General features: G+C 60.6%; 13 protein-coding genes. 5 read left to right on the forward strand and 8 right to left on the reverse strand.

What is annotated here, in order from left to right; translation table 11 throughout:
* Positions 1-60: 60 nt before the first annotated feature.
* Both JIO00_RS10520 and JIO00_RS10525 read right to left on the reverse strand, forming a co-directional pair.
* Positions 61-1,470 carry a heavy metal sensor histidine kinase gene (locus JIO00_RS10520; protein WP_200668153.1) on the reverse strand — a complete coding sequence of 470 codons (1,410 nt, stop codon included), beginning with the start codon at positions 1,468-1,470 and terminating at the stop codon, positions 61-63.
* Entirely contained in the window at positions 1,467-2,141 is a 675-nt protein-coding gene (locus JIO00_RS10525; protein ID WP_200668155.1) for a heavy metal response regulator transcription factor, read from the reverse strand. Before JIO00_RS10525 ends, JIO00_RS10520 begins: the two co-directional genes overlap by 4 nt.
* Before the next feature lie 410 nt (positions 2,142-2,551).
* Between JIO00_RS10525 and JIO00_RS10530 the strand changes: the two genes are divergently transcribed.
* The 5 genes from JIO00_RS10530 to JIO00_RS10550 all read left to right on the forward strand — a co-directional run bounded on the left by JIO00_RS10530 (position 2,552) and on the right by JIO00_RS10550 (position 9,086).
* The gene (locus tag JIO00_RS10530; protein WP_077748736.1) at positions 2,552-3,799 is read left to right on the forward strand and encodes a TolC family protein; all 1,248 of its coding nucleotides are present in this window, start codon (positions 2,552-2,554) and stop codon (positions 3,797-3,799) included.
* Positions 3,800-3,848: 49 nt separating this feature from the next.
* Positions 3,849-5,042 (forward strand): efflux RND transporter periplasmic adaptor subunit, encoded by a 1,194-nt coding sequence (locus JIO00_RS10535; protein WP_083377171.1) that lies wholly within the window; start codon positions 3,849-3,851, stop codon positions 5,040-5,042.
* Positions 5,043-5,083: 41 nt separating this feature from the next.
* A complete protein-coding gene (locus JIO00_RS10540) occupies positions 5,084-8,239 on the forward strand; it encodes a CusA/CzcA family heavy metal efflux RND transporter (protein ID WP_200668157.1) in 3,156 nt (1,051 codons plus the stop codon).
* A 234-nt stretch (positions 8,240-8,473) separates the two neighbouring features.
* Positions 8,474-8,674: a co-regulatory protein PtrA N-terminal domain-containing protein gene (locus tag JIO00_RS10545; protein WP_145309595.1), complete on the forward strand. Its 201-nt coding sequence runs from the start codon at positions 8,474-8,476 to the stop codon at positions 8,672-8,674.
* A gap of 79 nt (positions 8,675-8,753) precedes the next feature.
* Complete coding sequence (locus tag JIO00_RS10550; RefSeq protein WP_077748809.1) at positions 8,754-9,086, forward strand: DUF2790 domain-containing protein; 333 nt, start codon at positions 8,754-8,756, stop codon at positions 9,084-9,086.
* Positions 9,087-9,253: 167 nt separating this feature from the next.
* Here the strand turns inward: JIO00_RS10550 and JIO00_RS10555 are convergent, their stop codons facing one another.
* The 6 genes from JIO00_RS10555 to nuoK all read right to left on the reverse strand — a co-directional run bounded on the left by JIO00_RS10555 (position 9,254) and on the right by nuoK (position 16,304).
* On the reverse strand, positions 9,254-10,579 hold the full coding sequence (locus tag JIO00_RS10555) for an OprD family porin (RefSeq protein ID WP_200668158.1): 1,326 nt from the start codon (positions 10,577-10,579) through the stop codon (positions 9,254-9,256).
* 174 nt (positions 10,580-10,753) lie between these two features.
* Positions 10,754-11,041 (reverse strand): helix-turn-helix domain-containing protein, encoded by a 288-nt coding sequence (locus JIO00_RS10560; protein ID WP_200668159.1) that lies wholly within the window; start codon positions 11,039-11,041, stop codon positions 10,754-10,756.
* Positions 11,042-11,101: 60 nt separating this feature from the next.
* Positions 11,102-12,565, reverse strand: a complete 1,464-nt coding sequence (nuoN, locus tag JIO00_RS10565) for an NADH-quinone oxidoreductase subunit NuoN (RefSeq protein ID WP_010458846.1) — start codon at positions 12,563-12,565, stop codon at positions 11,102-11,104.
* A gap of 7 nt (positions 12,566-12,572) precedes the next feature.
* Positions 12,573-14,105, reverse strand: a complete 1,533-nt coding sequence (gene nuoM / locus JIO00_RS10570; RefSeq protein ID WP_010458848.1) for an NADH-quinone oxidoreductase subunit M — start codon at positions 14,103-14,105, stop codon at positions 12,573-12,575.
* A gap of 40 nt (positions 14,106-14,145) precedes the next feature.
* The gene (gene nuoL, locus JIO00_RS10575) at positions 14,146-15,999 is read right to left on the reverse strand and encodes an NADH-quinone oxidoreductase subunit L (RefSeq protein ID WP_010458850.1); all 1,854 of its coding nucleotides are present in this window, start codon (positions 15,997-15,999) and stop codon (positions 14,146-14,148) included.
* Positions 15,996-16,304, reverse strand: a complete 309-nt coding sequence (gene nuoK, locus JIO00_RS10580) for an NADH-quinone oxidoreductase subunit NuoK (protein ID WP_010458852.1) — start codon at positions 16,302-16,304, stop codon at positions 15,996-15,998. The genes nuoL and nuoK overlap by 4 nt, the downstream gene beginning before the upstream one ends.
* Between the last annotated feature and the right edge of the window lies 1 nt (position 16,305).

Genomic DNA, 16,305 nt, shown 5'->3' on the forward strand with positions numbered 1-16,305 from the left:
CCATCGCGAGCAGGCTCACGCCCACAATGAGCTGCGGTGTTCACAGCCTGTGTGACCGGCTCAGCGCTCCACCCCGTCAACCGCAGGAAATCCCAACCGAAACACCGTCATCGCACCCGGCAAGCTCTTCACCTCGGCCACACCCTGATGAAGGCTCATGATCGACCGCACTATCGCCAACCCCAGCCCGGTGCTGCCCTGTGAACGCGAGCGGCTGCTATCGACTCGGTAGAACCGATCAAACAGGTGCGGCAGATGCTGTGCCTCAATCCCCGCGCCCGGGTTGCTGACCAGCAACGAAACCTGGGTCGCGCCGCGCTCAATCAGCAGCGTCACGGTTTTCCCGACCGGGCAGTGGCGTAGCGCGTTGGACAGCAAATTCGAGATCGCCCGTTGAATCATCAACCGGTCACCCATCACCCGCGCACGGCCGACCACGTTCAAATGGATCTGCTTGTCCTGCGCCGACAGGAAGAACATCTCGGCGACTTTCCAGGCTTCTTCTTCCAGGGCAACCGACTCGAACGGCACGAGTGCCGACGGGTGACTGACCTGTGCCAGAAACAGCATGTCCGAGACGATCCGCGCCACGCGCTCCAGTTCTTCAGTGCAGCACACCAGTACATCCTTGTACTCATCCACGCTGCGTTCGCGAGACAACGTCACCTGCGCCTTGCCCATCAAATTGTTGATCGGCGTGCGCAGCTCATGCGCCAGATCATCGGAGAACTGTGACAGCTGCTGCACACCGGTATCGAGGCGATGCAGCATGAAGTTGATGCCCTGCGCCAACTCACTCAGCTCCTGGGGCATATTCACCACCGACAGCCGATGATCCAGATCCTGAGTCGAGACCATCGCCGCCACTTTGCGAAACTCGCGCATCGGCGCCAGACCACGCTGCACCGCACCCCAGGCACTCAGTCCGATAAAGATCAGCAGCAACGGCAAGGCAATCAGGGTCGAGCGCAGGTAGGCGCTGAGCAAGGCCTCATTGTGGGCGTTGTCCATCGACAACAGCACCGGGACACGGGTGCCGTCCTTGAGGCTGATCAGCCTGGACGCCGTGAGGAATTTCGCCCCCTCGGCGTCAGTGCTGGTGGCGTAGGCCAACTCGTCGCTGACGGCCCGCACCACCTTCAATTCAAGTCGTGGATCGGCCATGCCAGTGCCGGATTTGAGCAGTTGCGTGCGCAGGTTGCCGCGGTCGTAAATCGTTAGCGTGAGGTTGTCATGGCCCATGACCTGATCGAGCAGAATGTGCGGTTTCGCACTGATTTCGCCGGTGTCGGTGTACAGCGACAGGCTGTGTTCGACCTGCTCCATCTTCTTCTCCAGACTGTCCCTGGATAACGCGTTCAGCTCATGGGTCAGTGCGAAATACGCCAGGATCGCCAGGGACACCACCAGCAGCGCGCCGAGAATACTGACCGTCAGCCCCAGCCGCATCGACAGGCTGGCCGGCTTCATTCCCGCGACTCCAGCACGTAACCGACACCGCGCAGGGTGTGGATCAACTTGTTGTCGAACGGGTCATCGATCTTTGCCCGCAAACGCCTGATCGACACTTCGACCACGTTGGTGTCGCAGTCGAAGTTCATGTCCCACACCAGCGAAATGATCTGCGTGCGTGTCAGCACCTCGCCGGACTGGCGCATCAACAGATGCAGCAGGGCGAACTCCTTGGTGGTCAGGTCGATGCGTTGCTTGCCACGAAACGCACGATGACGGCAGGGGTCGAGTTCCAGATCGGCGACTTTCAGTACCTGTGGCAGCGGGATGTTCTCGCTGCGGCGCATCAGGGTGCGCACTCGTGCGAGAAGTTCGGGAAACTCGAACGGCTTGACCAGATAATCATCCGCACCCAGATCGAGGCCACGAATCTTGTCCGCCAGACGCCCGCGCGCCGTGAGCATCATCACCCGGGTGGAGTGAGTGCGGCGCAGTTGTTCCAGTACGTACCAGCCGTCCAGTTTCGGCAGATTCACGTCGAGAATAATCAGGTCATAGGCCTGCTGTTGCGCCAGATGCAATCCATCCGCGCCGGTGGCCGCGTGGTCAACGATATAACCACTTTCGGTCAAACCCTGATGCAAGTATTCGGCAGTTTTAAGCTCGTCCTCGACGACAAGGATTCGCATGATCTATCACCACTTTTATTTAAGGGATATTTAATTAAGTTGAGCGGGAAGTTGTTGTTTTGGTAAAGGGTCCGAATGAGTTTCGATCACTGAATGGCGGATACGGTAAAGGCTGTAGTGGCTACAGGGTCAACGTCCGAGGCCTTTAAATCGGCGGTCTGCGACAGCCTGTCGCAGCAAGAATGCGTCAATAGCCATGTATTGCATCCAGCAAGTGCTGTTCGGCAGATAAGTGCCGAGTATTTGTTTCCATACATTGCGACAAAGCCCTGGTGCACTTCGCATCCTAGAACAAAACAACTTCAGCCAACCGTGGATAACGGATTTGTAATGCTCCTGTCACCTTGTCGATAAGTTCAAAACCCTACCGTGGCGGCATCAAAGATTCTTGAATAAAGGAAGACTTCCAATTGCCCGGTTTAACACACCTGACGGCGCGGTCACGCCTGAAAAAAACAGCCAGCGGCATTCTGTTGTTGGCCAGTACAAGCCTTGCGGGGGCATCGACCCTGACCCTGGATCAGGCCCTGCAAACAGCCTTTGCCGGCAACCCGGATCTGGCCGCGGCCCAATGGGAAATTGGCATCGCCGAGGGTGAGCGCAAACAGGCCGGACTGATCCCCAATCCCGAATTGTCGTGGGAAGCCGAGGACACCCGCCGCGATTCGCGCACCACCACCGTGATGCTCAGCCAGCCGATTGAGCTGGGTGGCAAGCGCGGTGCGCGGATCGATGTCGCCAGCCGCGCCCAGGACGCCGCCGGGATCGAACTGGAGCGCAAACGCAATGCCTTGCGCGCCGATGTGATTCAGGCGTTCAACCGTGCGCAAACCGCGCAGCAAAGACTGCAACTGTCCCGCCAGTCGCTGCAACTGGCCGAGGATGGCTTGCGCGTGGCCAATGGGCGAATCGAGGCGGGCAAGTCGTCGCCGGTCGAAGGCACGCGGGCGCATGTGCAACGCTCGGAAGTACGCCTGGAACTGAGCCGCGCCGAGCGCGATCAGACCAACGCTTATCAACAACTGGCGCAGGTCATGGGCGCACCGTTGCCGACCTCGGCCACCGTACAGACCGCCACGCAAAACCTGCCGACAGTGCCGCCGCCGACCCGTTTGCTTGAGCGTCTCGACGAGACCGCCGAGCTGCGCCTGGCCAAGCTCCAGATCAGCCAGCGCGAAGCGTCGCTGGGGCTGGAAAAGTCCCTGCGCATCCCCGACCTGACCGTGAGCATCGGCAGCCAATACAGCGAAACCGAGCGTGAGCGGGTCAACGTCGTCGGCCTGTCGATGCCGATTCCCCTGTTCAACCGCAATCAGGGCAACGTGCTGGCGGCGGCACGCCGCACCGATCAGGCGCGGGATCTGCGCAACGCCACCGAACTGCGCTTGCGCACCGAAATCCAGACCACCCTTGAGCAGTGGCAGACCGCCAACGGCGAAGTCCAGGCGTTCAATCAGACCATTCTGCCCGCCGCACAAAATGCGGTTGAGAGCGCCACGCGCGGCTTCGAAATGGGCAAGTTCGGTTTTCTCGACGTGCTCGATGCCCAGCGCACTCTGATCAGCGCCCGCAGCCAATACATCCAGGCCGTCAGCGAGGCGACAGACGCTCGCGTGCGCATCGAACGGATCTTCGGCGACCTCGTCGTCAACCCTTGAATTTCACACTTTTGATCACTGCGCGACGGTACGGCGCAGAGGAGTTTCCATGGATAAAAAACTGATGGGTGTCGTGGTGGCGACGTTGGTGCTGGGCATGGGTATCGGTTCGATGTGGGCGGGCAAGGCACCGCTTGAGGCCCACGCCGATGAAGCGGCCGAACACGCGGATCACGCTGAAGAAAACGCGGCAGCCGAGGGCGAGCATGGCGAAGAAGGGCGCATCAAGTTGAGTGCCGAACAGATTGCGGCGGCGGGTATTGAACTGGCCGAAGCGCGGGCGCAGAGCATCAGTTCCGGCCTGTCGTTCCCGGGCGAAGTGCGCTTTGACGAGGATCGCACCGCCCACGTTGTGCCGCGGGTTCCCGGGGTGGTCGAGTCGGTGGCGGTCAACCTCGGGCAGCCGGTGAAAAAGGGCCAGTTGCTGGCGGTGATCGCCAGTCAGCAGATTTCCGATCAGCGTAGCGAACAGGCGGCCGCGCAACGTCGTTTAGCCTTGGCCCGCACCACCTATGAGCGCGAGAAAAAGCTATGGGAAGACAAGATCTCCGCCGAGCAGGACGTGTTGCAGGCAAAACAGGCGTTGGAAGAAGCCGAAATCGCCGTGAACAACGCCCGACAGAAAATCAGCGTGCTCAGCGGGAGCGTGGTCGCCACCGGCGGCAATCGCTATGAACTGCGCGCGCCGTTCGACGGGATGGTGGTGGAAAAACACCTGGCACCGGGTGAGGTGGTCGATGAAACCACGGCGGCCTTCACGCTCTCGGATCTGTCGCGGGTCTGGGTGACGTTCGGCGTTTCGCCCAAGGATCTGAACAAGGTGCAAGTGGGCAAAGCCGTCACCGTCAGCGCGCCGGAACTCAACGCCGAGGTCACTGGCACGGTGGCCTATGTTGGCAGCCTGCTCGGCGAACAGACCCGCACGGCCACCGTACGTGTGACCCTGGAGAATCCGCAGGGCTCGTGGCGTCCGGGGTTGTTCGTCACGGCGCGTGTAGCGACCGACAGCCGTCAGGCCAGGGTCACCGTGCCCGAAGCCGCTATCCAGACCGTCGAGGACAAACCCACGGTGTTCTTGCGCACCGACGATGGCTTCAAGGCGCAGGCGGTGGAGTTGGGCAGCCGCGCGGCCGGTTTGGTGGAAGTCACTCAAGGGCTGGACGCCGGTGTGCAAGTCGCCAGCGCCGGCAGCTTCGTTCTCAAATCGGAACTGGGCAAAGCCTCGGCCGAGCACAGTCATTAAAAAGCGCGCTGAAGACGCCCATTAATCCGTGGAAGGTTCTCATGTTCGAACGCCTGATCCAGTTTGCCATCGAGCAGCGCATTATCGTGCTGCTCGCCGTTCTGCTCATGGCCGGCCTCGGGATCGCCAGTTATCAAAAACTGCCGATCGACGCCGTGCCCGACATCACCAATGTCCAGGTGCAAATCAACACCGGCGCCGCCGGGTTCTCGCCGCTGGAAACCGAGCAGCGCATCACCTTCCCGATTGAAACCGCCATGGCCGGTCTGCCGGCGCTGGAACAGACCCGTTCGCTGTCGCGTTCGGGGCTGTCGCAAGTCACGGTGATTTTCAAGGACGGTACCGACCTGTTCTTCGCCCGGCAATTGGTCAACGAGCGGTTGCAGATCGCCAAGGAGCAATTGCCCGAGGGCACCGAAGCGGTGATGGGGCCGATTTCCACCGGCCTCGGCGAAATTTTCCTGTGGACCGTGGAAGCCAGAGACGGTGCGCTCAAGGATGACGGTAGCGCCTACACACCGACGGATCTGCGGGTGATTCAGGACTGGATCATCAAGCCGCAACTGCGCAACGTCCCTGGTGTGGCCGAGATCAACACCATCGGCGGCTTTGCCAAGGAATACCAGATCGCTCCCGATCTGAAACGGCTGGCGGCGTACAAGCTGACCCTCACCGACCTGATCACGGCGCTTGAGCGTAATAACGCCAACGTCGGCGCCGGGTACATCGAGCGCAGCGGTGAGCAGTTGCTGATTCGTGCGCCGGGACAAGTGGCGAGCACCGAGGACATCGCCAATATCGTCATGGCCAACGTCGATGGCACGCCGATTCGGGTGAAGAACGTCGCCACCGTGGACATCGGCCGCGAGCTGCGCAGCGGCGCGGCCACGGAGAACGGCCGTGAAGTGGTGCTCGGCACCGTGTTCATGCTGATCGGCGAAAACAGCCGCACCGTGTCCCAGGCCGTCGCCAGCAAGCTGGAACAGATCAACCGATCGCTGCCCAAAGGCGTGATCGCGGTGCCGGTGTACGACCGCACGCACCTCGTGGACAAAGCCATCGCTACCGTGAAAAAGAACCTGATTGAAGGTGCGATTCTGGTGATCGCAATTCTGTTCCTGTTCCTGGGCAACATCCGTGCGGCATTGATTACCGCGATGGTGATTCCGCTGTCGATGCTGTTCACTTTCACCGGCATGTTCAGCAACAAGGTCAGCGCCAACCTGATGAGCCTGGGGGCCCTCGACTTCGGCATCATCGTCGACGGCGCGGTGGTGATTGTCGAAAACACCCTGCGACGGCTGGCCCATGCGCAGCAGCATCACGGACGATTGCTGACCCGTTCCGAGCGCTTCCATGAAGTGTTTGCGGCGGCCAAAGAGGCGCGGAGACCGCTGATATTCGGTCAGTTGATCATCATGGTCGTGTACCTGCCGATCTTCGCCTTGAGCGGCGTCGAAGGGAAAATGTTCCACCCGATGGCGTTCACGGTGGTGATCGCGTTGCTCGGCGCCATGCTGCTGTCGGTGACCTTTGTGCCGGCGGCGATTGCGTTGTTTGTCACGGGCAAGGTCAAGGAAGAAGAGGGCATCGTGATGCGCGGTGCGCGCCGGGTGTATGCGCCGGCGCTGGCGTGGGTGATGAACCATCGCGCCGTGGCGGTGGGCGCAGCGCTGGGTGTGATCGTGCTCAGCGGCGTGCTGACCAGCCGCATGGGCAGCGAGTTTGTGCCGAGCCTCAGCGAAGGTGATTTCGCCCTGCAAGCCTTGCGTGTGCCGGGCACCAGCCTCACGCAATCGGTGGACATGCAGCAGCGTCTGGAGACGTTGATCCTCAACAAAGTGCCGGAAGTCGAGCGGGTGTTCGCCCGCACCGGCACCGCGGAAATCGCCTCCGACCCGATGCCGCCGAACATCTCCGACAGCTACGTGATGCTCAAGCCAAAAGAGCAATGGCCGGACCCGGGCAAGTCTCGCGAAACCCTGATGGCGCAACTGCAAAAGGCCGCCGCGACGTTGCCGGGCAGCAACTATGAACTGTCGCAGCCGATCCAGTTGCGCTTCAACGAACTGATCTCCGGTGTGCGCAGCGACGTCGCGGTCAAAGTGTTCGGCGATGACATGGACGTGCTCAATGCCACGGCAGCGAAGATTGCCGCCGCGATGCAGAAGGTCAACGGTGCGTCCGAGGTCAAGGTCGAACAAACCACCGGGCTGCCGGTGCTGACCATCAACATCGACCGCGACAAGGCAGCGCGTTACGGGCTCAACATCGGCGATGTGCAGGACACCATTGCCGTCGCGGTGGGTGGGCGTCAGGCCGGCACGCTGTATGAGGGCGACCGACGGTTCGACATGGTGGTGCGATTGTCCGATGCCATGCGCAAGGACATCGACGGTTTGTCGGCGCTGTTGATTCCGGTGCCGGCACCGCTCAATGCCGCGGCCGATCAGATTGGTTTTATTGCCTTGAAGGAAGTCGCCAGCCTTGATCTGGTGCTGGGACCCAATCAGGTCAGCCGTGAGAACGGCAAGCGCCTGGTGATCGTCAGCGCCAACGTGCGCGGGCGCGATATCGGTTCGTTCGTCGCAGAGGCGGGCGAGGTGATCGAGCGAGAGGTGCAGGTGCCCGCGGGTTACTGGACAAGTTGGGGCGGGCAGTTCGAGCAACTGCAATCGGCGGCCAAGCGCCTGCGGATCGTGGTGCCGGTGGCGTTGCTGCTGGTGTTCGGGTTGCTGTTCATGATGTTCAACAACCTCAAGGATGGCTTGCTGGTGTTCACCGGGATTCCGTTTGCGTTGACCGGCGGGGTCATGGCGCTGTGGTTGCGGGATATTCCGTTGTCGATCTCGGCGGGGGTGGGCTTCATCGCGCTGTCGGGGGTCGCAGTGCTCAACGGGCTGGTGATGATCGCGTTCATCCGCAACCTGCGGGAGGAGGGGCGTTCACTGTCTGATGCGATCAACGTTGGAGCGCTGACACGTTTGCGCCCGGTGTTGATGACGGCGCTGGTGGCGTCCCTGGGCTTTATTCCGATGGCCCTGGCGACCGGTACTGGCGCGGAAGTGCAGCGACCGCTCGCAACCGTAGTGATCGGTGGAATCCTGTCCTCCACCATCCTGACGTTGCTGATATTGCCGGTGTTGTATCAGCTCGCCCATCGCCGCGATGAGGACACGATTCCCACCCAGCCGTGAACACAAACCTGTGGCGAGGGAGCTTGCTCCCGCTGGACTGCGCAGCAGGCCCCGCTTTTCAGATGAAGAGCGGGGGCCGCTTCGCGCCCCAGCGGGAGCAAGCTCCCTCGCCACAGTTCTTTCTCAGGCCTGACCTGCCTACCCCACATAACGGATATGTAATTTGTGCGCCACCGTCACGAAAGGTTCGGATTGTTACCTTGATTCCGTCAGCTACCAAACGAGGAATCAAACATGAAATTTGCACACATCAGTACCTTTGCAGCAGCGTTGGCGATGTCTTCCCTGACTTTGGCCGAAGGCGGCGGTGATCGAACGTTCCAACGAATGATGACTGCCAATGACCGCTCCGTAGAGCTGTTCGTCGCCAAGGAAAAAGCGCGCGACCCGGTCGTCGTCAATGAAAAGAAAGACGACAACACCAACGACTTGTAAGCGCATCGCACTTGAACAGGCCTGTCATCGAGTCCCGATGCCGGGCTTTTTTTTGAGCCAGGATTGGAAGGGAGTGGATATGAAAGTACTTCAGTTGATGACGTTCGCCGGCATGCTGGCGATGTCCCTGAATGTGTTTGCCGAGGGGGGAGGTGACCGGACGTTCGAACGGGCGCTGAGTGCTAACACCAAAGCCATGGAGCAGTACGCGGCCAACCAGGGAAAACCGGCGCCGCAGGTCAAGGACTACGAATACGGAATGAAGCTGGACGTGGCTAAAGTGGTAAGCGTTGTGCGTCCGCAAGTGGCTTGCGCTGTGGTGCCTGCCGCCATGACCTATGAAGACTCGAAAGGCCAACTCAACACCATCAGATACACCGTGGCGGGGGATTGCCGCAATCGTGGCAGCTGACACCGCCCTGATGGCCAGGGCCGGATTCCCTGCAGGCGCTGCCGAACCTTCGGCAACGTCTGCAGGTTTTACTCAGGCGAAAAAAGGCGCCCCGAAGGACGCCAAAGATTCACCTCTTACCAAAGGAGCAAGGAGCTTCTAAAGGTGAATGTGTATCAGCCGCTTGATCAGAGAATCGCCAACGGGTACTCGACAATCACCCGCACTTCATTCAGATCCGATTCAAATGCCGTGGCGCGCGTCGTGGCCTGGCGCAAACGCAGCGACAGGTCTTTCATCGAACCACTCTGCACCACGTATTTGACTTCGACATCACGTTCCCAGCGCTTCTGGTCGGTCAGTGGATTGCCGTCAGCATCGCGGCGCATGTACACGGCGTTGGCGTTGGTGTAATCGGCGTCGGTGCCTCGGGCGTAACGAGTCATGAACGAGAGCCCCGGTACGCCGTAAGTGGTCATGTCGAGGTCGTAGCGCGCCATCCACGAACGTTCCTTGGGCGAGTTGAAGTCGTTGTACTGGATGGAGTTGTCGAGGAAGATCGAGTCGGATTGACGCAGGTAATCGAAGTCGTCGTTGCCGTTGTTGCGCTGGTGTGAAAGCGCAACGGAGTGCGCGCCGAGTTTCACGCCCACTCGGCCGCTCCAGATGTTGTTGTCGAATTTGCCGAGCAGTTGTTTGCCTTCGTCGACCGCCTTGTAATAGTTCAGGCCGCCAAACAGCGACAGGTCATCCGATAGCGGATAGGTCCAGGCAGTGCCGGCGTAGTACTGATTCCAGGCATCCTTGAGGCGGCTGGAGTACAGGCTGAAGCTGAGGTTCTTGTTCAGTGCATAGTCGCCGCCACCGTAAGCGATCCATGGCGAATTGACCGGGCCGGCATAAAACGTGGCGAAGTTCTCGCGCATATCGCTGGACACGGGTTGGCTCATCGCATGCAGCCGACCGCCCTGAACCGACAGACCCTCGAGGCTGGTGTTGACCGCCGTCACACCGCGAAAGCTCTCCGGCAGCAATCGCGAGTCACCTGCCGCCACCACCGGGTTGGCCGGGAACACGTCACCGACCTTGACCACCGTATCGAAGGCTCGCACTTTGGCGGCTCCACCGACCTTGGTGTACTCGTCCCGCGCCTCGCCATCACTGTTGACTGGCAGCACATCAAACGAACTACGGCCACCGTTGCGCCCGTCACCGGTGTCGAGCTTCAAGCCGATCATCGCAAACGCATCGACACCGACGCCGACAGTGCCTTGGGTAAACCCGGATTCGAACTTGCTGATCACTGCATGGGCCCAGGTTTCTGAATAACCATTGCCAGTGGGGCTGGACTGGCCATTGCGGTGATCACGGTTGAAGTAGAAATTACGGTTGAGCACCGTCAGGCTGCTGCCCTCGATAAACCCTTCGGCTTTATCATCCGCCATTACCATGGACGGTCCGGAGCCGAGCACCACCGCTAAAGCGGCCATCGACATTTTTGTATTGTTAACCATCAATCACTCCTTGGGTTCGGCAGACGGGAACGTGCTTCGGCGTGGGTTTTATTGTTCGGCGGAGAAGGCCCGCCGGCATGGTCGCCGGGTGACATCGTTGCAAGCTGCGGATAACGCCAAGGTGATGGGGGAATTACAATTTCGTTATGTGGCTGGAGTAACAGCTCTGAGCATTCAGGTCAGGGCTGCGAGCTGTTCGATCGTCTGCGGAAAGCGTTCAACCAGACGTATCAGGGTCGTGGCTTGGGCATTGGGTATTGCCCGTCCCTGTTCCCAGTTCTCAAGGGTTCGGGTGTTGGTGCGCAGATACATGGCGAACACTGGCCGGGAGAGGTTGAGCTGTTGGCGGATGGCAACCACTTCCTCGGCCGTGATGGGCATCAGTTTCGGCAGCTGGACCTTGTGGGTGCGCAGAGTGATCTTGCCTTGGCGCTCTTCGGCCAGCGCTTCGAGGCCATCCACAAACGCAAAAACGGCACCCGAAGGTGCCGTTTCTGTTTTCTACCGAGTGTCGCTATGCGATCAGCCCGCCAGACCCGCCTGCTGAACCAGGGTCAGCAATGGCTGCGGGTAGACGCCGAGGAAGAATGCCACCAGAGCGATGGCCAGCAGCATCACGCCGCCTGCACGTTGTTCCCAGTGCAGTTGCGCATCGTGGCGACGCAGGTTCGGTTCGATCAGGTACAAGGTGACCATGACGCGCAGGTAGTAGAAGACGCCGATGGCGCTGCCCAGTACCAGGGAACCGACCAGCCACCATTGGTGCGACTCGACACCGGTGGCGATGATGTAGAACTTGCCGATGAAGCCCGCGGTGAGCGGGATACCGGCCAGGGACAGCATCATCACGGTCATGACGGCGGTCAGGTACGGACGGCGCCAGAACAGGCCGCGGTACTCGTACAGGGCGTCGGCGTCACGGCCGTTGTACGGCGAGGACATCAGCGTGATCACGCCGAACGCGCCGAGGCTGGTGATGACGTAGGTGACCAGGTACACGCCGATGGCTTCCACGGCCAGACCCTTGCTTGCCACCAGGGCAATCAGCAGGTAACCGAAGTGAGCGATGGACGAGTAACCCAGCAGACGCTTGAGGTTGCTCTGGGTCAGTGCCAGCAGGTTACCGAACAGGATCGACGCAATGGCGATGATGGTCAGCACGTCGCTCAGCACACCGCTGCTTGCCGCCGGGGAGATCTGGAACAGACGCACCATCACCGCGAACACAGCCACTTTGGACGCGGTCGCCAGGAACGCCGCCACCGGTGCAGGAGCACCTTCGTAGACGTCCGGGGTCCAAAGGTGGAACGGAACCAGCGACAGTTTGAACGCCAGACCGATCAGCATCATGCCCAGGCCCAGTTGTGCCAGCGAGCTTGGCAGGCCGGTGGCCGCGAGGGCCTGGCCGATACCGACGAAGCTCAGGCTGCCGGAGTCGGCGTAGAGCAGGGCCATACCGAACAACAGGAACGCCGAACCGGCCGCCGACAGCACCATGTACTTGATACCGGCTTCCAGCGAGCGCTTGTTGAAGAAGGCATACGCCACCAGACCGTAGACCGGCACCGAAAGCAGTTCCAGGCCGATGAACAACCCGGCCAGGTGCTGCGCGCTGACCAGGACCAGGCCACCGGCGGCGGCCATCAGGATCAGCAGGTAAAGTTCTTCACGGTTGCCCGGGTAACCCGAACCGCCATCGCCAAGGTAGGCGTGGGCGAGGGTTACACAGGCGAGGGTGGCGACCAGGATCAGCGCCATGTACAGGCAAGCGAAGGTGTCGATCTGCAGCAACGGAGTCACGGCCAGGGGCGCGACTTTCAGGGCTGGCAGGATCGACAGCAACGCCAGGTTCAGACCCGCCACGGAGATCAGGAAGGTCTGTGAGTGGTTGCGGCGCCAGGCGATTGCCAGCATCACCACGATGATCGTGGCGCTGGTGATCAACAACGGCGCAAGCGCAATAAAGTGTTGAGTCGTGAATTCCATAGCGCTCTTACCGGGCCGAAGCGAGTTGAGTGAAGGCGGTGCCGAGCCATTGCTGCACGCCATGCATCGTCGCAGCAGAGGTATCGAGGAACGGTTGCGGGTACACGCCGATGTAAATCAGCAGTGCCGCCAGACCGACCACCATGATCAGTTCGCGACCATCCATGCCATGCAGCACCGCGTCCGATTTGGACGGGCCGAAGTAGGCACGGTGGATCATGATCAGCGAGTAGACCGAACCGAACACCAGACCGGACGTCGCGATGATCGTGATCCATGGTGCGGCCGGGAATGTGCCGATCAGGATCAGGAACTCACCCACAAAGTTACCGGTACCCGGCAAGCCCAGGGACGCGGCGGCAAAGAACAGGCTGATGGCCGGCAGGTAAGCGATCTTCGACCACAGGCCACCCATTTCACGCATGTCGCGGGTGTGGGTGCGTTCGTACAACTGACCGCTGAGGATAAAGAGTGCCGCGGCCGACAGACCGTGCGCCAGCATCTGCATCACCGCGCCCTGCAGCGCCAGTTGGCTGCCGGAGTAGATGCCGATCAACACGAAGCCCATGTGGGAAACGGAGGAGTAGGCGATCAGACGCTTGATGTCGGTTTGGGCGAAGGCCAGGAACGCACCGTAGAAGATCCCGATCAGACCCAGGGTCATGGCAATCGGCGCGAACTCGGCCGAGGCATTCGGGAACAGCGGCAGGGCGAAACGCAGCAAACCGTAAGCCGCCGTCTTCAACAAGATACCGGCCAGGTCGACCGAACCCGCGGTTGGTGCCTGGGCGTGAGCGTCAGGCAGCCAGGAGTGGAACGGCACCACCGGCAGCTTCACCGCGAAGGCGATGAAGAAGCCGAGCATCAGGATGTACTCGGTGGTGAGCGACATCTTGGTTTTCAGCAGGTCGGCATAGTTGAACGTGATCACGCCGGTGCTGTTGAAGTTGACCAACACCAGACCCAGGATCGCCACCAACATGATCAGGCCGGACGCCTGAGTGAAGATGAAGAACTTGGTCGCCGCGTAGATTCGGGTTTTCTTGCCGTCCGAAGAACTGTGACCCCAGAGCGCGATGAGGAAGTACATCGGCACCAGCATCATTTCCCAGAAGAAGAAGAACATGAACAGGTCGAGGGCGAGGAACACGCCGACGACACCGCCCAGGATCCACATCAGGTTCAAGTGGAAGAAGCCAACGTGACGCTGGATCTCTTTCCACGAGCAGAGTACCGAGAGGATACCCAGCAGACCGGTCAGCAGGATCATCAGCAGCGACAGGCCGTCGAGCGCCAGGTGCACGCTGATGCCGAAGCGCTCGATCCAGATGTGCTTGAACTCAAGCGCCCAGGTCGGATCGGCGCCAGGCGCCGGAGCAAATGAATAATTACCGTGGGCCCACAGCCAGAGGCCGAGCGCGAGTTCCAGGGTCATGGTCAACAGCGCAATCCAGCGGGGGAGGGTAGCGCCGAAGCGCTCACCCATCCAGCACAGCAGGCCGCCGATGAAGGGGATCAGGATTAGCCAAGGCAGAATCATGACGGGCTCAATTCCTTTCGCAAGTTCGCAAGGTTCATATTCAGACCGCTACCAGCACGATGGCGCCGATGACCAGCACGGAGCCGGCTGCCATCGATGCCGCGTACCAACGCAGTTGACCGGTTTCGGTACGGCTCAGGGCTGTGTGACCGCCTTTGGCCATACGCGGGATCAGACCGATGGTCTGGTCGAGCGGGTCTTTGCGCAGTGCGTGGCTGATCGCAAGGTATGGCTTGACGAACAGTTTGTCGTAGATCCAGTCGAAGCCCCAGGCAGCGAACCACCAGGCCGAAAGGAAGCGGCCGATGCCGCTGTTGGCGATTGCAGTGACGAAACGACGCTTGCCGAGGAACAGCAGCGCGGCCAGCAGGATACCGGCCAGGGCGATGGCGCCCGAGGCGATTTCCAGGCTGTGCTTGGCTTCGCCGCCGGCATGGCCGACGCTTTCCGGCAGCACGCCGTGCAGCGGTGGAACGATCATGGCGCCGACGAAGGTCGACAGCACGATCAGCACCGACAGCGGCAACCAGTGAGCGATGCCGTGACCGGCGTGCGCTTCGGTCTTCGCTTCACCGTGGAACGCGATGAAGATCAGGCGGAAGGTGTACAGCGAAGTCATGAACGCGCCGACCAGACCTGCGTAGAGCAGACCGTGGTTGCCGCTGGCAAACGCTTCCCAGAGGATTTCGTCCTTGGAGTAGAAGCCTGCGGTCACCAGTGGCAGGGCGGACAGTGCCGCGCCGCCGACGATGAAGCTGGCGTAGGCCAGCGGCAGTTTCTTCCACAGGCCGCCCATCTTGAAGATGTTCTGCTCATGGTGGCAGGCAACGATCACCGCACCGGACGCAAGGAACAACAGTGCCTTGAAGAAGGCGTGGGTCATCAGGTGGAAAATCGCGCCATCCCATGCGCCAACGCCCAGCGCCAGGAACATGTAGCCGATCTGGCTCATGGTCGAGTAGGCGAGGATACGTTTGATGTCGGTCTGGACCAGTGCGGCAAAACCGGCGAGTACCAGGGTCACGCCGCCGACGATGCCAACGAGCTGCAGGATGTCCGGCGCCAACGCAAACAGGCCGTGGGTACGGGCAATCAGGTAGACGCCCGCGGTCACCATCGTTGCGGCGTGGATCAGTGCCGAAACAGGGGTAGGACCGGCCATTGCGTCCGCCAGCCAGGTTTGCAGTGGCAGTTGCGCGGATTTACCGACAGCGCCGCCCAGCAGCATCAGGGTGGCCATGACCATCCAGAAGTCGCCGGCCTGGAATTTCTGCGGTGCCAGCACCAGCAGTTCCTGGATGTTCAGCGTGCCCAACTGTTGGAACAGGATGAACAGGCCGATCGCCATGAACACGTCGCCGATACGGGTCACGATGAAGGCTTTGAGTGCCGCGTTACCGTTGTTGCGGTTGCTGTAGTAGAAACCGATCAACAGGTACGAGCACAGGCCCACGCCTTCCCAACCGAAGTACAGGAACAACAGGTTATCGCCCAGGACCAGGAACAGCATGCTGGCGATAAACAGGTTGGTGTAGGCGAAGAAGCGCGAGTAACCGGCTTCACCGCGCATGTACCAGGACGCGAACAGGTGGATCAGGAAGCCGACACCGACGACCACGCCGAGCATGGTCACGGACAGGCCATCCAGGTACAGCGCGAAGTTCGGCGTGAAGCCTTCCACCGCCATCCACTGCCACAACACTTGCGTGTAGTGACCGCCTTCAGGCGGGGCGACGTTGAATTGCCAGATCACGTAGGCCGTGACAATGGCAGACAAGCCGATGGAACCGACGCCAATCAGCGCCGACAGGTTTTCCGAGAAGCGGCCGCGTGAGAACGACAGCAGCAGGAAACCTATGAGAGGGAATACGAAAGTCAGATAGAGAAGATTCATCCGCGCATCTCGCTGGCAGCGTCGATATCGAGAGTGTGGAAGCGGCGATACAGCTGCAACAGAATCGCCAGGCCAATACTGGCCTCGGCGGCTGCCAGGCTGATCACCAGGATGAACATGATCTGTCCATCCGGCTGACCCCAGCGGCTACCGGCGACGATGAAGGCCAAGGCGGAGGCATTCATCATGATCTCCAGGCTCATCAGCACGAAGAGAATGTTGCGCCGGACCATCAGGCCGACCAGACCGAGGCAGAACAAGATGCCGGCGACCGCCAGACCATGCTCCAAAGGGATAGCAGGCATC

The sequence above is a fragment of the Pseudomonas sp. SW-3 genome (assembly GCF_016615645.1).
Taxonomy (GTDB): Bacteria; Pseudomonadota; Gammaproteobacteria; order Pseudomonadales; family Pseudomonadaceae; genus Aquipseudomonas; species Aquipseudomonas mandelii.